This is a genomic window from Candidatus Ulvibacter alkanivorans (assembly GCF_003333325.1).
Taxonomy (GTDB): Bacteria; Bacteroidota; Bacteroidia; order Flavobacteriales; family Flavobacteriaceae; genus Ulvibacter_A; species Ulvibacter_A alkanivorans.
Map to the genome: position 1 here is coordinate 1 of NZ_QOLC01000043.1, position 13,223 is coordinate 13,223.

19 protein-coding genes are annotated in these 13,223 nt (G+C 36.7%); all 19 read left to right on the forward strand.

What is annotated here, in order from left to right:
• Positions 1-552 (forward strand): hypothetical protein (locus DWA30_RS02845; RefSeq protein WP_245933848.1); only part of this gene is annotated, 552 nt, incomplete at its 5' end.
• Between the two features lie 160 nt (positions 553-712).
• Entirely contained in the window at positions 713-802 is a 90-nt protein-coding gene (locus DWA30_RS13415) for an SHOCT domain-containing protein (protein WP_245933849.1), read from the forward strand.
• A gap of 4 nt (positions 803-806) precedes the next feature.
• Entirely contained in the window at positions 807-1,196 is a 390-nt protein-coding gene (locus DWA30_RS02855; RefSeq protein WP_085767746.1) for a DUF302 domain-containing protein, read from the forward strand.
• 8 nt (positions 1,197-1,204) lie between these two features.
• A complete protein-coding gene (locus tag DWA30_RS02860; RefSeq protein WP_114491019.1) occupies positions 1,205-1,678 on the forward strand; it encodes a DUF302 domain-containing protein in 474 nt (157 codons plus the stop codon).
• A 23-nt stretch (positions 1,679-1,701) separates the two neighbouring features.
• Positions 1,702-2,238 (forward strand): DUF3347 domain-containing protein, encoded by a 537-nt coding sequence (locus tag DWA30_RS02865; protein WP_114491020.1) that lies wholly within the window; start codon positions 1,702-1,704, stop codon positions 2,236-2,238.
• A gap of 17 nt (positions 2,239-2,255) precedes the next feature.
• Positions 2,256-2,870: a DUF3347 domain-containing protein gene (locus DWA30_RS02870; RefSeq protein WP_114491021.1), complete on the forward strand. Its 615-nt coding sequence runs from the start codon at positions 2,256-2,258 to the stop codon at positions 2,868-2,870.
• On the forward strand, positions 2,871-3,323 hold the full coding sequence (locus DWA30_RS02875) for a heme-binding domain-containing protein (RefSeq protein WP_085767750.1): 453 nt from the start codon (positions 2,871-2,873) through the stop codon (positions 3,321-3,323).
• 19 nt (positions 3,324-3,342) lie between these two features.
• Positions 3,343-3,894 carry a DUF3347 domain-containing protein gene (locus DWA30_RS02880; RefSeq protein ID WP_114491022.1) on the forward strand — a complete coding sequence of 184 codons (552 nt, stop codon included), beginning with the start codon at positions 3,343-3,345 and terminating at the stop codon, positions 3,892-3,894.
• A 490-nt stretch (positions 3,895-4,384) separates the two neighbouring features.
• Complete coding sequence (locus DWA30_RS13255) at positions 4,385-4,522, forward strand: hypothetical protein (RefSeq protein ID WP_168421723.1); 138 nt, start codon at positions 4,385-4,387, stop codon at positions 4,520-4,522.
• A gap of 16 nt (positions 4,523-4,538) precedes the next feature.
• Positions 4,539-5,186 carry a DUF2231 domain-containing protein gene (locus DWA30_RS02885; RefSeq protein WP_114491023.1) on the forward strand — a complete coding sequence of 216 codons (648 nt, stop codon included), beginning with the start codon at positions 4,539-4,541 and terminating at the stop codon, positions 5,184-5,186.
• Between the two features lie 9 nt (positions 5,187-5,195).
• Positions 5,196-6,701: an FMN-binding glutamate synthase family protein gene (locus DWA30_RS02890; RefSeq protein WP_114491024.1), complete on the forward strand. Its 1,506-nt coding sequence runs from the start codon at positions 5,196-5,198 to the stop codon at positions 6,699-6,701.
• Entirely contained in the window at positions 6,698-7,246 is a 549-nt protein-coding gene (locus DWA30_RS02895) for an ion channel (RefSeq protein WP_114491025.1), read from the forward strand. Before DWA30_RS02890 ends, DWA30_RS02895 begins: the two co-directional genes overlap by 4 nt.
• A gap of 18 nt (positions 7,247-7,264) precedes the next feature.
• Positions 7,265-7,747: a nuclear transport factor 2 family protein gene (locus tag DWA30_RS02900; RefSeq protein WP_114491026.1), complete on the forward strand. Its 483-nt coding sequence runs from the start codon at positions 7,265-7,267 to the stop codon at positions 7,745-7,747.
• 6 nt (positions 7,748-7,753) lie between these two features.
• Entirely contained in the window at positions 7,754-8,347 is a 594-nt protein-coding gene (locus DWA30_RS02905; protein ID WP_114491027.1) for a DUF2911 domain-containing protein, read from the forward strand.
• A gap of 1 nt (position 8,348) precedes the next feature.
• Positions 8,349-9,056, forward strand: coding sequence for a PepSY domain-containing protein (locus tag DWA30_RS02910; RefSeq protein WP_114491028.1), 708 nt, complete (start codon positions 8,349-8,351; stop codon positions 9,054-9,056).
• 24 nt (positions 9,057-9,080) lie between these two features.
• Complete coding sequence (locus DWA30_RS02915) at positions 9,081-9,578, forward strand: DUF305 domain-containing protein (RefSeq protein ID WP_085767758.1); 498 nt, start codon at positions 9,081-9,083, stop codon at positions 9,576-9,578.
• Between the two features lie 31 nt (positions 9,579-9,609).
• A complete protein-coding gene (locus DWA30_RS02920; protein WP_114491029.1) occupies positions 9,610-11,421 on the forward strand; it encodes an efflux RND transporter periplasmic adaptor subunit in 1,812 nt (603 codons plus the stop codon).
• A 243-nt stretch (positions 11,422-11,664) separates the two neighbouring features.
• Complete coding sequence (locus tag DWA30_RS02930; RefSeq protein WP_114491031.1) at positions 11,665-12,231, forward strand: helix-turn-helix domain-containing protein; 567 nt, start codon at positions 11,665-11,667, stop codon at positions 12,229-12,231.
• Between the two features lie 82 nt (positions 12,232-12,313).
• A complete protein-coding gene (locus tag DWA30_RS02935; RefSeq protein ID WP_114491032.1) occupies positions 12,314-12,961 on the forward strand; it encodes a class I SAM-dependent methyltransferase in 648 nt (215 codons plus the stop codon).
• Positions 12,962-13,223: the final 262 nt, after the last annotated feature.

Sequence of the window (13,223 nt, forward strand, 5' to 3'; positions counted from 1 at the left end):
ACAGTAAAACTTTTAATGGTAATAGGAATATTAGGAACATTCGTTGGTTGCAAATCAACTTTCAATGCAAGTGAAACTATGCAGGTTGAAGAAAATAGAAATGCTGTTTATGAAGAAATCATTTCAAACCCTGTTCAGTTTGCTGCATTCATAAGTGAGGCTCGAAAAAATGAAGAAGCCAAAATGATATTGATGAAATCCCATATGGAACAAATGGAATCAGGTAATATGAAAATGATGATGCAGAAAAACCCTGAGATGAAAGAAAAAATGCAATCCCATATGCAAAAGATGATGGATGAAAACCCAGAAATGAAGGTGAAGATGCAAGAGAAGATGCTTAACAAAATGATGCAGAGCGAAAAAGGGAGAAAAATGCTTATGGAAAAAATCCACGGTAATGATGAAATGAAAAAAGAGATGAAAAAAAGAATGTCACAAATGATGGATGAGAACCCCGAAATGATGAAAGAAATGATGCAGAAGATGATGGAAAAAAATCCAGAAATGATGCAGAAAATGAAAGAAAAGATGAAGAATAAAGGGCAGTAAATTCCCGAAATCTATTGGCAATGAGAACAGTTTATTTAACAATTAAAAAGATATAGTTATGATGATGTGGTGGTGGATACTAATACCGATTATTTTGATTTTGGCCATATTCCTGTTTAGAGGAAGAAGTCTGCGAAGCTCTAAAAGCAAGGAAAATCCTATGGATATCCTCGACAACCGTTTCGCAAAGGGCGAAATATCAAAAGATGAATACAAAGAACAAAAACGATCGATTAATTCTAAAAACTAAGATGATGAACTATTATTTCAATAAAACCCTGAATGAGGACTTTGACAAAGTAATGGAAAAGGTTACTGAGGAACTGAAAAAAGAAGGTTTCGGAATACTAACAGAAATCAATGTAAATGAAACGCTAAAGAAGAAACTTGATGTTGATTTCAGAAGATATCAAATCTTAGGTGCTTGCAATCCACCATTTGCTCATAAGGCTCTAGAAGCAGAAGATAAAATAGGTACGATGTTGCCTTGCAATGTTATAGTTCAACAAAAAAATGAAACTACAGTAGAGGTAGCGGCAATTAATCCGCTAGCATCGATGCAGGCAGTTGAGAATGAAAAATTAAATGATGTTGCCAATGAAATTACAGAGAGGCTCAAAAATGTTGTCAACCGATTGAAATAAAATATAGTATGGAAAATAGCGAGGACAAAAAACAAAGATTGCATAGTCAGAATTATACTGAGAGCCGAAACACATCTTACAGTATTGTTAGACGCTACGGTTCCATAACTTTTGATGAGGCACTAACACAGTTAAGAAATGTTTTAAAAGATAAAGGATTTGACATCATCGGAGAAATGGATGTTACGGACTATCTGAAGGACTATGACATCGATATGTCTCACCTAATAATTATGATGGTTTGTCATAAAGAAACGGCTGCCAACTTACTGTCCAACGATATCCAAATGACCTCACTCGTGCCTTGTAAAATTAGCATCAAAGCAATCGAAGATGCTTCTTTAATCGAGGTTTCTATCGAAGACGTTGAGACAACTTGGGGCATCTCTGACAAATCTGAAATAGAAGAAATAGCAAAAAGCGTAGGACAAGATTTAAAAGAAATATTAGACCATTTAGGCCCAAAACATTTTAAACTATAGAATAATAATTTAATTCAAAAACAATGAAAACACTATTAAAAACTTCAATTCTAACCCTTGCATTCATTGCAATTGTAAGCTGCAAGGAAAAACAAACCGTAGAAATTAACACCCCTGAAGAGGTGAAGGCGGCCAAGAAAAAAACCGCAGATATCGCAGACCAAGGTTTTATTGACGGAATGACGGGAAAAGTATGGCATAATTATCTTGAAATCAAAATGGCACTTGTAAGAGACGATGCAGAAAGGGCAAGATCCATAAGTAAAGATATGGCTGCCTCTTTTGAAGAGGAAAGGATGGAGCTGAAAAACTTAGCACAAGATATGGCCAATACCGATGACATTGAAGCCCTGAGAGAATTGTTCGCACAATTTACCGAAAAGGCTGGGCCAATGTTTGAAGATGCACTATCTGAAGGAACCATATACAAAAAATTCTGCCCAATGGCATTTAACAATGAAGGTGCCTATTGGTATGCCGATGTTAAAGAAATAACCAATCCCTATTTCGGCGATAAAATGTTGAAATGTGGGTCGGTAAAGAAAACTATTAATAAATAACCCTTAAATAAACAAAGATGAAAATGATTAGACGAAAATTAATTATACCCATAATCGCATTAGCTTTAGTTAGTGTTACTGCTTGTAAAGACGGAAATAAAAATGAACCGGCAGCACCAATGAGCAACGAGATGCATCAAGAAAAACCAAATCACAATAATAGTGATGGTCATCACAATGGTGAAGATATGGAGATGGCAATGAACGGAGACGGTAATGCACAAGCGATTCTTAATGACTATTTCAATTTAAAGAATGCCTTAGTGGCAGACGATAATGGCAAGGCCAAAGAACTTGGGGCAATCCTCGCAACATCCTTAGGAAATTTTGACGCTTCACAATATACCGATGCCCAGCAATCCGAATTAAAGGATATTGTTGTGGATGCAGTTGAACACGCAGAACACATTTCAGAAAGTGATATAGCACATCAGCGAGAGCACTTTAAAGTTTTAAGTAAAGATTTAATAGATATGGTTGCTATAACAGGAACAGAGATGAAACTATATGAGCAGTTTTGCCCTATGTATGATGGCGGTACGGCGTGGTTAAGTACTAAAGAGGAAGTGCGTAATCCCTACTACGGTAGCAAAATGTTAACCTGTGGCAAAGTGCAGCGAGAAATCAACTAAATGAAAATAGTAAAAATCATAGCGATTGTTTTATTGGTGGTGTTTGTAGGTATTCAATTTATACCATCATCTCGTAACCAAAGTGATTCTGTACCCGAAACTGATTTTATGTTGGTTAATGATGTTCCAGAGAACATTCAAAACAAGTTACAGGTATCCTGCTATGATTGTCACAGTAATAATACGCAATACCCGTGGTATAACAAAGTTCAGCCTGTTGCTTGGTTTTTGGAAGACCATATTAAAGAAGGCAAGGCCGAACTGAATTTCAACGAATGGGATTCACTATCAACCCGAAGAAAGACCAGTAAGCTAAGGTCTATCATTAAACAGATTGAAAATGGCGAAATGCCTTTAGATTCTTATACGTTCATTCATAGAGACGCAAAGTTTTCAGAAGCAGAGGCAGAAGAAATAATTAATTGGGTAACACAATTAAAAAATAGTTTATAAATAATTAAAAAATAAAAAGATGAAAAAGTTAAAAATGAGTATAGCCACTATGTTATTGTTGGCAGTTTCTTTTATCAATGCTCAGGAAAAGGAAAAAATGAAGATGGACCATAAAATGGACCACGGTAAAATGATGGATATGAACAGTGATGCAAAAGCAGAAGCAATTTTAAATGATTACTTCAGTCTAAAGAATGCCTTGGTGGCAGACGATAGCAAAAAGGCAGCCCAAGAAGGCACAAAATTGGTAGCTTCTCTTAAAGCCTTTGATACCAGTAGCTATACCAAAGAACAACAAGAAGAATTGGCCGATATTATAGAAGATGCTACAGAACACGCAGAACATATTGCTGAAAGTGCTATTGACCATCAAAGAGAGCATTTTAAAACATTGAGCAAAGATATAACGGATATGGTGGCGATTACAGGAACAAAGAACACACTGTACCAACAATTTTGCCCTATGTACGATAAGGGTAGTGCTTGGTTAAGTACAGACAACGAGATAAGAAACCCATATTACGGCAGTAGAATGCTTAAATGCGGCAAAGTACAAAAGACTATTCAGTAGATAATCCCTTCCCTAAGCATTTTTTGTTGTTCTGGTTTATTAGTTAACGGAATACATAAAATGTCCGGAATATCTTGAGTAGTCATTAAGTCCTGTCGTGGGAAGGAAAAATAGATGATGGTTAGTGTTAGTTTCTTCCCAGGTCAGGCAAAAATTTAAGTCCTAATAAGAGAGAGGGTTCATACTGTTTGGTTGGTTAATGAAACCCTTTCTCTTAATTAGGCACAACAGATTTTGTGAAATAGAAAAGTTGATTTGGTTAGTAGCAGCCTGCACAAGGGAGAGGGATTAAACCCTTAAAATAATAACATCTCTCTTCCTATGTCAGGCAATTTAAAACTTTTGAAAAAGAGAAGTTTAGTGAAGAGTACTTGGTTTTGGGAGGTGAACATTTGAAATGGTTGATTGGTTAATACCAGTTCGCCTCTCATTATCAAGTATAAATTTAGGGTTTCAGCTTCATTAAAGAAAACTGAAAAATAAATAGGTAATGAAAGATTGTTGCAATACAGGTAATAGCAAAGCACAGATCAAAAACCCGTTAAAAAAGTGGTTCAATTATATCGTGTACGCTATCATAGCCAGCATAGTTCATGGGACTTTGGTACTGCAACTAATTGGGTACTAATTAAAAACCGTAAGAGATGAAAACAAAACATTTTTTTTCAGCCATTTTGGTCATTGCCTTCTTAGGTAGTTTGACCAAAACCTTTGCCTTAAATGAAGAACGAAATAGCCTTGATGCAACTGAATTATCGGCCAGCATAGCATCAGCTGTACAATCAGATTCCGTAAAAGCAGATTTTGATGCGTTTCCCAACCTACACCCTTTGGTCGTACATTTTCCCATTGTACTATTGCTGTTAGCGGTGGTTTTACAATTGATACAGTTGTTTACCTTGAACCGGACAATGGACTGGGTTATTCTCTTAATGGTAGGGTCTGGGTTTATTGGGGCTTATGTCGCTGGAACATTTGTGCACCCGCATACAGAAGGACTTACCGAAATGGCAAAAAGCGTACTGGAACAACACGATAAATATGCCGATTGGACACTATGGTCAAGTGCCCTTGCAGCAGTTCTGAAAATAGTAAGCCTGTTTTGGGTCAAACTAAAGCGTGGTTTTGAAATAGCAGTTTTTGTAGTTATGGCCTTTTCGGCATATTCAGTTTCCGAAGCAGGACATTATGGTTCACAGTTGGTATATATAGAGGGAGTGGGCCCACAAGGAAATTATATTGAAACCGAAAGTGAAGAAGGTCACCAGGAAAGAGATGGGCATTCACATTAAACAAAGATTATGAGAAAAGGATTTATCATAACGAGCATCATATTGGTTTTGGCGGTAGCAACCATAATCATTATGTACCCCTTGTTGTGGTGGCTTGCATTGGTATTACTTCCTTTCTTGATTTTAGGACTAATCGATTATTTTCATAAATCAGATAACATTAGACGTACCTTTCCATTATTTGGTAGAATTACCAATTTTCTGGAAAAACAACGACACGTTGTCCAAGAAACCGTTTTGCTTAATAGGACGGAAGGAAAGCCCTTTAACTGGATACAAAAAGAAATAGTCTATAAACGTGCTGCGAATGCTAATAAAAGTCAACCTTTTGGTACACAAATACCGTATGATAAAGTTGGTCGTGAATGGTTTACACATTCCACCTATCCGGCAAAAGAAGTCAACGATGATTTTAGAGTAACATTTGGAAGTTCCAAATGTGATAAGCCCTATTCTGCAAGCATTCTGAATCTTGCGGGAATGAGCTATGGCTCAATAAGCAAAAATGCGACCTTAGCCCTTAATGGCGGTGCTAAAATAGCTGGTTTTGCCCAAAATACGGGTGAAGGTGGCTTTACACCCTATCATCAGGAGTATGGGGCTGATATCATATTTCAAATCGGAACCGGTTACTTCGGATGCCGTACTGAAGAAGGTAATTTCGACCCCGAAAAGTTTCAGGAAATTGCCTTGTACGAGGTGGTCAAAATGATTGAAATTAAAATCTCGCAAGGAGCTAAACCAGGATTTGGAGCTATACTGCCTGCAAAGAAAAACACAGAAGAAATCGCAAAATTCAGGGATGTTGAAAAGGGTACCGAAATACTATCGCCACCGCACCATTCAGCATTTGGAAACGATGAAGAAATGATTTCGTTTGTTGAAAAATTGAGAAAACTTTCCAATGGCAAACCAATTGGTATTAAACTATGTATTGGGCAAAAAGATGAATTTGAAAGAATGGTTCAATCTTTCGCTGAAAAGCAAAATTATCCAGACTTCATTGCCATTGACGGTGCCGAAGGAGGTACGGGCGCTGCCCATATGGAATCACTTCATTGGGCAGGGCTGCCGATCGTTGAAGCTATTCATTTCGCAAACCGGATTCTTAAAAATTATGACTTGCGAGATGAGATAAAATTAATGGCAGCTGGTAAAATCATTTCGGCTTTTGATATCTATAGAATGTTGGCACTCGGCGCCGATACCTGTTATAGTGCCAGAGGAATGATGTTTGCCTTGGGGTGTGTGCAGTCCTTAAAATGCAATTTAGATACTTGTCCTACCGGCATAACCACAATGGTACCGTCGAGGGTAGCGTCATTAGTTGTGGAAGACAAGAAGAACAAAGTAGCCAATTACCATAAAAACACAATGCAAGCCTTTAAAGAGTTACTGGGTTCAATGGGACTTGAAAATAGAACGGGCGTACATAGAAAATACATTGTTAGACGTATAAACGAAACCGAAACAAAGACATATCAAGAAATTTTTATAAAACCCTCAAAAGAATGAGTGAAGAAAAGGATATAGAAACCACGGCTGCCTTTTATGGGCAACTTTTCAATAGTTCAAAGTACGTACTATTGGTAGTGCTTATTGCTACAGCTATCGGGCTGTATGTCTTGCCTAATATTAATGCTATCTGTGCTGTGGTTATACTATTGGCCCTTACGCTAATAAAGATAGGATTTATCATAGCCTTATCCTTTAATCAATTAATGAAAATTATCGGACAGAGCCATTTGCTGAGCCACGTTTTAGTGTTATTCGGATTTTTAATTGTCCTGATTGTACTTTCATTCGCTATAGACTATACAGCATTACATTTTTTTGATTCTACTCATTTCAAGATAAATAATAGTTCGGGAAATAACGGGCTGTTGGTATTTTTCGATATGTCCTATTTCAGTCTAATTACATTTTCATCTGTAGGCTACGGCGATATAATCCCGATAACGGTCACAGCTAAAACCTTGGTGGCACTTGAGGTGGCCCTCAGATTTTTTGTCCTTGTATTTGGTATCGCAAATGTGAATAGAATTCGAGTAAATAAATAACCCTTAATAACTAAAATTATGAAAACTCTAAAATTAACAACAATCCTAATGCTACTTACGTTTGCCACAGGCCAAATGTTTAGCCAAAATGTAGATTTAGGCACCGAGAAAGAAGCTGTTCTAAAAGTAATGAAAACCTATAAGGATGCGCTGCAAAACCTGACGACTGAAGGCACCTTTGAGTTGTTTACAAAAGACTCAGAAGTTTTTGAATCTGGCGGTGTTGAAGGCTCATACGCACACTATATAGAACATCACTTAGGGCCAGAATTAGGTCATTTCAAGAAGTTTGAATTTTCAGATTATGAAATTGATGCAGAAGTAGATTTGCCCTACGCCTTTACTACCGAAACCTATATCTACACTATCGTTCTCAACCCAGATGATGAAGGCAATAGTAGAACGATAAAGAAAAAAGGGGTGGCAACTTCTATCCTTAAGAAGATAGATGGGAAATGGAAAATAATTAAAACGCACTCTTCGTCAAGGAATAAAAAGTAAAATATAATGAAAAAACACATCCATTTTTCTGTAGTATTAATCATTTCTCTAATAGTCTCTTGCAAACAAGAAAGTAAAGAGACCAAAGAAGTTGTGAAGGAAGAAATAGAAACAGTTTCTCAAACCGCTGAACCCGACAAGAAAAAACCATTAAGTCCGCATACCGAAACAATGGCAATGGTTGGCGATGCTCATATCCATATAGATTACTCTTCCCCAGGCGTAAGGAATAGAATAATTTTTGGTGGACTGTTGGCGTATGACCAAGTCTGGCAGGCTGGTGCCCATATGGCCACTTGGTTGGAAACAGATAAGGATTTAGAAATTGATGGCAAGGTATTGAAAGCCGGAAAATATGGATTTTTTGTTATTCCAAATCAGGAAGAATGGACTGTCATTTTCAACAGAAATTGGAACCAACACGGAAAGGATGACTATGATGCGAGCGATGATGTATTACGATTTAAAGCAACGCCTAAAATTTCCGAAGAAATCAAGGAACATTTAGAGTACAAAATAAACAAAACAACAGAGACTTCAGGAACAATCTCAATGAGTTGGGAAAAAGTAACGATTGAGTTTCCTTTCGAAATAAAGTAATATGGTCAACAGAAAAACAGCGAAATGGATTAGAAAAGCACACCGCTACTTGGGTATCTTTTTAGGTATTCAGTTTTTGATGTGGACGATTAGTGGGATGTATTTCAGCTGGACGGACATCGACGAGATACACGGTGACCAATTTAAGAAAGAAGCACCTGTACAGACCTCATTTAATGATTTGCTCGGCACGTCCCAACTCGCTACTAAAGAACCCGTCCAATCATTGGAATTACTGGAAATAGCAAATGAACCTTACTATTGGATTAATGAAGCACAGCTTTATAATGCCAGAACAGGACAAGGGAAAAATGGAATTACTAAAGAAGAGGCTCAACAAGTTGCAAATAGGTATATGCTGAACGATTTGGAAATAGCAAAAATTCAATTAGTCGATTCGGTAGGGCCACATCACGAATATCGCGGTCGCCCACTTCCAGCCTATGAGATCTCGTATGATGTGCCACTAAATTTAAAAGCCTATGTGGCGGTTGAGAATGGCGCTTTTCAAACGGTGAGACATAGAGACTGGCGTTGGTTTGATTTTCTTTGGATGACCCATACAATGGATTATCAGGGAAGGGATAATTTCAACACGTTGCTATTAAGGGCATTTTCACTTTTGGGATTGATAACAGTCTTAAGTGGTTTTGTACTATGGTACATCAGTTCCCCATCAATCAGAAAATTAAAGAAGAAGCTTAAATAGATAATAACTTAAAAACCAAAAACAATGGATTCAAAAGAAAACACACACGACGGAATGAAGAAAAATACTTACGGAAAGTTTATGGCTATGCTTGGGCTTTCATTTATAGCAATGTACATCACAATGTACCTAAATACCTACGAATGGGACCACGTTTGGTTTAGCCTTACAAGATTTTATATGGTTTGCCTCGGTATAGCTGCAATGGCAGTAATTATGTTGTCATTAATGCTAAATATGTATAAGAACAAGAAAAAGAACATAGCTATTTATTTGGGGAGTTTAATACTTTTTGTGAGTGCATTGGGTCTGGTACGCGAACAAAAATCAACTGTAGGTGACGTTCTCTGGATGAAAGCAATGATTCCACACCACTCTATTGCAATCTTAACAAGTAAAAGAGCCGACATAAAAGACCCAGAAGCCAAAAAACTTGCTGAGGAAATCATAGAAGCACAGTTGCGTGAGATAGCACAAATGAAAAAGATTATTTACAGATTGGAAAACAAAAAAGAGGAATAGTACTTGCACTATTTCTTTTAAAACTAATATTATGAAAAAGAATTTAATATTTATTGGCCTTGCCTTAGTAGTAGGGCTATTGGGAGGATGGCTCATATTTGGAGGGTCTGGAAATGATGAACAGGCGATAAAGGACTTGTCCGATATGTCAGATTCGCACGATCATTCAGGTGAAAGTGCTGAGCAGATGTGGACTTGCTCAATGCACCCACAAATTATGCAACCCGAACCTGGCGATTGCCCAATCTGCGGAATGGACCTCATTCCAGCTGAGGCCGGAGCAGACGGTCTGTCTGCGGATGAGATTAAGATGACCGAAAATGCAATGGCACTGGCTAACATACAAACGTCGGTCGTAGGACAAGGTCAGATGGGTAGTGGCACATTAAAACTATCTGGAAAGATAAAGCCCAATGAAGAATCCAACGCTGTGCAGGTCACCTATTTTGGTGGAAGAATTGAAAACCTCTATGTTAATACTACAGGAGAACGTGTAGGTGCCGGACAGCGTTTAGCAACTATTTATTCACCTGAATTAGTTTCTGCCCAACAAGAATTACTCACGGCTGCATCGTTGAAGGAATCACAGCCAGCACTCTATAAAGCTGTGAGGAATAAACTAAAGCTTTGGAAACTTTCTGAAAAGCAAATTAATGCTATAGAGACCGCCGGAAAAGTGCAAGAAAATTTCCCTGTTTATGCAACCGTTTCTGGGACAGTAACGCATAAAATGGTAGAAGAGGGTGACTATGTAAAACAAGGACAACCATTATATAAAATAGCAAATCTCAATACGGTTTGGGCAGAATTTGATGCCTATGAGAATCAGATTGCTTCCTTGAAAGTTGGTCAAACCATTAAAGTGACTACCAATGCGTATCGCAATGAAGTATTTGATGCAAAAGTTTCATTTATTGACCCTTTATTAAATTCTTCTACACGTACCGTCGTAGTTAGAGCAGTACTTAATAATAAGAACGACCTATTTAAACCAGGTATGTTTGTCGAAGGTAAAATTGAAGGTGCTCAAGAAAGCACTTCAAGTAAAATAACAGTTCCTGCTACAGCTGTGATGTGGACTGGTGAACGTTCTGTGGTTTATGTTAAAACTAATCCTAACGAAGCTATTTTTGAAATGAGAGAAGTCTTACTCGGTAATGCCAATGGAGACACCTATACCATAATTGAAGGTCTTCAAAATGGTGATGAAGTGGTAACTAATGGCACGTTTACAGTAGATGCTGCTGCACAATTACAAGGCAAAAAATCTATGATGAACACAGCTGGTGGCAAAACAATGACCGGTCACGAAGGGCATTTAGGTATGCAAGGAAACAATTCTGGAGATAGTAAGGAGAATGCTGACCATTCAGAAATGAAAGAAAGGATAGCTGTTTCAAACAAATTTCAAGGCCAGTTAAAACAGGTGTTTGATGATTATATTCTTTTAAAAGATGCTCTGGTTAATGATGATGCCAAAAATGCACAACAAGCAGGAAAACAAATAATACAATCCCTGAAAAATGTAGATATGAAGTTGTTATCCGATGAAAAAGCACATAACCATTGGATGACAATTCAAAAGGAATTAAATACTTCGGCAAACGCAATTTCAAGTAATACGGATATTTCAAAACAAAGAGGGCATTTTAAGCATTTGTCTGCGCATATGATAAGTAGTGTACAGCTCTTTGGGGTCAATGAAAATATTTATATCCAGTTTTGTCCAATGGCAGACAATAATAAGGGAGCGTACTGGATAAGTTTAGAGGAAGAAGTCCGTAACCCATATTATGGCGAAGCAATGTTAACCTGTGGTGAGGTTAGAGATACGTTAAAATAATCAGGGTTAGAGTTAATTGGTAAAAGCGGATTCTTCAGCCTTTAATATTTTAAAGAGGAGAAAGATGATGAGTGAAAGTAGAAGAAATAGAAGAAAAAACAAGAAAAATACATATAAACACAAAAATCCGATTACAAAAAAAGATAAGGTTATCGGAATTTCAGCGATGATAGGATTATTTATTGCTGCTGTAATACTAATCATATATCTAAATTTAGATTTTATTAGGCATTTTTTCAACCTATGAATAATACCATCCACATAAAAAATATGGTCTGTCCGAGATGTATATCCGCAGTTTCCCAAATTTTGGTAGGATTGAACATTGATTACAAAGCTGTCAAGTTAGGAGAAGTAGAATTGGTTTCGATGCTCAATGAATTCGAAAAAAAATCTTTGCAAAAAAAGCTACAAAATGCAGGATTTAGTTTGATTGACGACCGTAAAAGTCTGCTTATCGAGCAAATGAAAAATTTGGTAATTGAGAAAATACATTATTCCAATGAAAAGACCGAATTAAAATGGGCAGATATTGTTACTGGCGAACTTAACTTGGATTATAAATATTTAAGTTCCCTATTCTCGTCGGTAGAAAGCATCACGTTCGAGCAATACATCATCAACCAAAAAATTGAACGTGTAAAAGAACTCATTGTCTATGATGAATTAACCTTGAGTGAGATAGCTTTTCAATTACATTATAGTAGCGTTGCGTACTTAAGCAATCAATTCAAAAAAGTAACGGGAATGACACCCACGCAGTTCAAGAAATCTGTGACAAAAAACCGAAAATCCTTGGATGAGATTTAAGGTGTGTTTACCACTATTAAAGGGGTATTTAAATCAGTAGATGATATATTGATTTACCAATGAACCGAATTTAGATATCAAAATGAAATTAGACAGAAAGAAACATTGGGAAACAGTTTACGAAACTAAAAATCCAGACCAGGTAAGTTGGACGCAAGAAATACCAAAAACTTCACTGAAGTTTATACGTTCGTTCAAACTAAATAAAAAGGCAAAAATTATAGACATTGGTGGTGGCGACAGTAAACTTGTTGACTATTTACTCAAGGAAGGGTATAATAACATTACTGTACTTGATATTTCAGAAAAAGCAATTGCGAAAGCTAAAAAAAGACTGGGAGAAAAGGCAAGTAAAGTAAATTGGATTGTAAGCGACATTACCGAATTTGAACCAGATACATCTTTCGATGTTTGGCACGATAGGGCAACTTTTCATTTTCTTACAACGGATGACCAGATTAAAAAATATATTAAGATAGCATCAAAATTTGTAAGAGGTTATTTAATAATAGGAACCTTTTCACAAAACGGACCAAAAAAATGTAGCGGACTTGAAATAAAACAATACAATGAAGAGGAATTAACATCGGAATTAAAAAAAGGATTTGACAAAATTCGCTGTGTATCAGAGGACCACACAACACCATTCAACACCATACAAAATTTTCTGTTTTGTAGTTTTAAAAGACAATTAACTGTAAAGCCTGCAATACCTTCACCTACAAGCTAAAAGAACAGATGTACAATTCGGTAGTTTTAGTTTTTGCAAAACACAAATCAAAACAAAAGGAACATAATGATCAAAATTTACATATCATTCTTTTCTTATTTAAGTATTTGCTTAAATAAGAAATAATTGTAACTTTGCCTTATGAAAAATAATTCTTGCATAAGACAACAGGCAGATATTGAACAGATAAACCGTTGTAAAGACACAGTTTTGGAATTAAACGAATCATTCGACTATTTGGCAAATGGTCTTTCGTTGGTCG

What these genes read in the sequence shown, in the direction of transcription:
- DWA30_RS13415 (WP_245933849.1), top strand. Translation starts at nt 713, where the DNA reads ATGGATATCCTCGACAACCGTTTCGCAAAGGGCGAAATATCAAAAGAT.
- DWA30_RS02855 (WP_085767746.1), top strand. Translation starts at nt 807, where the DNA reads ATGAACTATTATTTCAATAAAACCCTGAATGAGGACTTTGACAAAGTA.
- DWA30_RS02860 (WP_114491019.1), top strand. Translation starts at nt 1,205, where the DNA reads ATGGAAAATAGCGAGGACAAAAAACAAAGATTGCATAGTCAGAATTAT.
- DWA30_RS02865 (WP_114491020.1), top strand. Translation starts at nt 1,702, where the DNA reads ATGAAAACACTATTAAAAACTTCAATTCTAACCCTTGCATTCATTGCA.
- DWA30_RS02870 (WP_114491021.1), top strand. Translation starts at nt 2,256, where the DNA reads ATGAAAATGATTAGACGAAAATTAATTATACCCATAATCGCATTAGCT.
- DWA30_RS02875 (WP_085767750.1), top strand. Translation starts at nt 2,871, where the DNA reads ATGAAAATAGTAAAAATCATAGCGATTGTTTTATTGGTGGTGTTTGTA.
- DWA30_RS02880 (WP_114491022.1), top strand. Translation starts at nt 3,343, where the DNA reads ATGAAAAAGTTAAAAATGAGTATAGCCACTATGTTATTGTTGGCAGTT.
- DWA30_RS13255 (WP_168421723.1), top strand. Translation starts at nt 4,385, where the DNA reads ATGAAAGATTGTTGCAATACAGGTAATAGCAAAGCACAGATCAAAAAC.
- DWA30_RS02885 (WP_114491023.1), top strand. Translation starts at nt 4,539, where the DNA reads ATGAAAACAAAACATTTTTTTTCAGCCATTTTGGTCATTGCCTTCTTA.
- DWA30_RS02890 (WP_114491024.1), top strand. Translation starts at nt 5,196, where the DNA reads ATGAGAAAAGGATTTATCATAACGAGCATCATATTGGTTTTGGCGGTA.
- DWA30_RS02895 (WP_114491025.1), top strand. Translation starts at nt 6,698, where the DNA reads ATGAGTGAAGAAAAGGATATAGAAACCACGGCTGCCTTTTATGGGCAA.
- DWA30_RS02900 (WP_114491026.1), top strand. Translation starts at nt 7,265, where the DNA reads ATGAAAACTCTAAAATTAACAACAATCCTAATGCTACTTACGTTTGCC.
- DWA30_RS02905 (WP_114491027.1), top strand. Translation starts at nt 7,754, where the DNA reads ATGAAAAAACACATCCATTTTTCTGTAGTATTAATCATTTCTCTAATA.
- DWA30_RS02910 (WP_114491028.1), top strand. Translation starts at nt 8,349, where the DNA reads ATGGTCAACAGAAAAACAGCGAAATGGATTAGAAAAGCACACCGCTAC.
- DWA30_RS02915 (WP_085767758.1), top strand. Translation starts at nt 9,081, where the DNA reads ATGGATTCAAAAGAAAACACACACGACGGAATGAAGAAAAATACTTAC.
- DWA30_RS02920 (WP_114491029.1), top strand. Translation starts at nt 9,610, where the DNA reads ATGAAAAAGAATTTAATATTTATTGGCCTTGCCTTAGTAGTAGGGCTA.
- DWA30_RS02930 (WP_114491031.1), top strand. Translation starts at nt 11,665, where the DNA reads ATGAATAATACCATCCACATAAAAAATATGGTCTGTCCGAGATGTATA.
- DWA30_RS02935 (WP_114491032.1), top strand. Translation starts at nt 12,314, where the DNA reads ATGAAATTAGACAGAAAGAAACATTGGGAAACAGTTTACGAAACTAAA.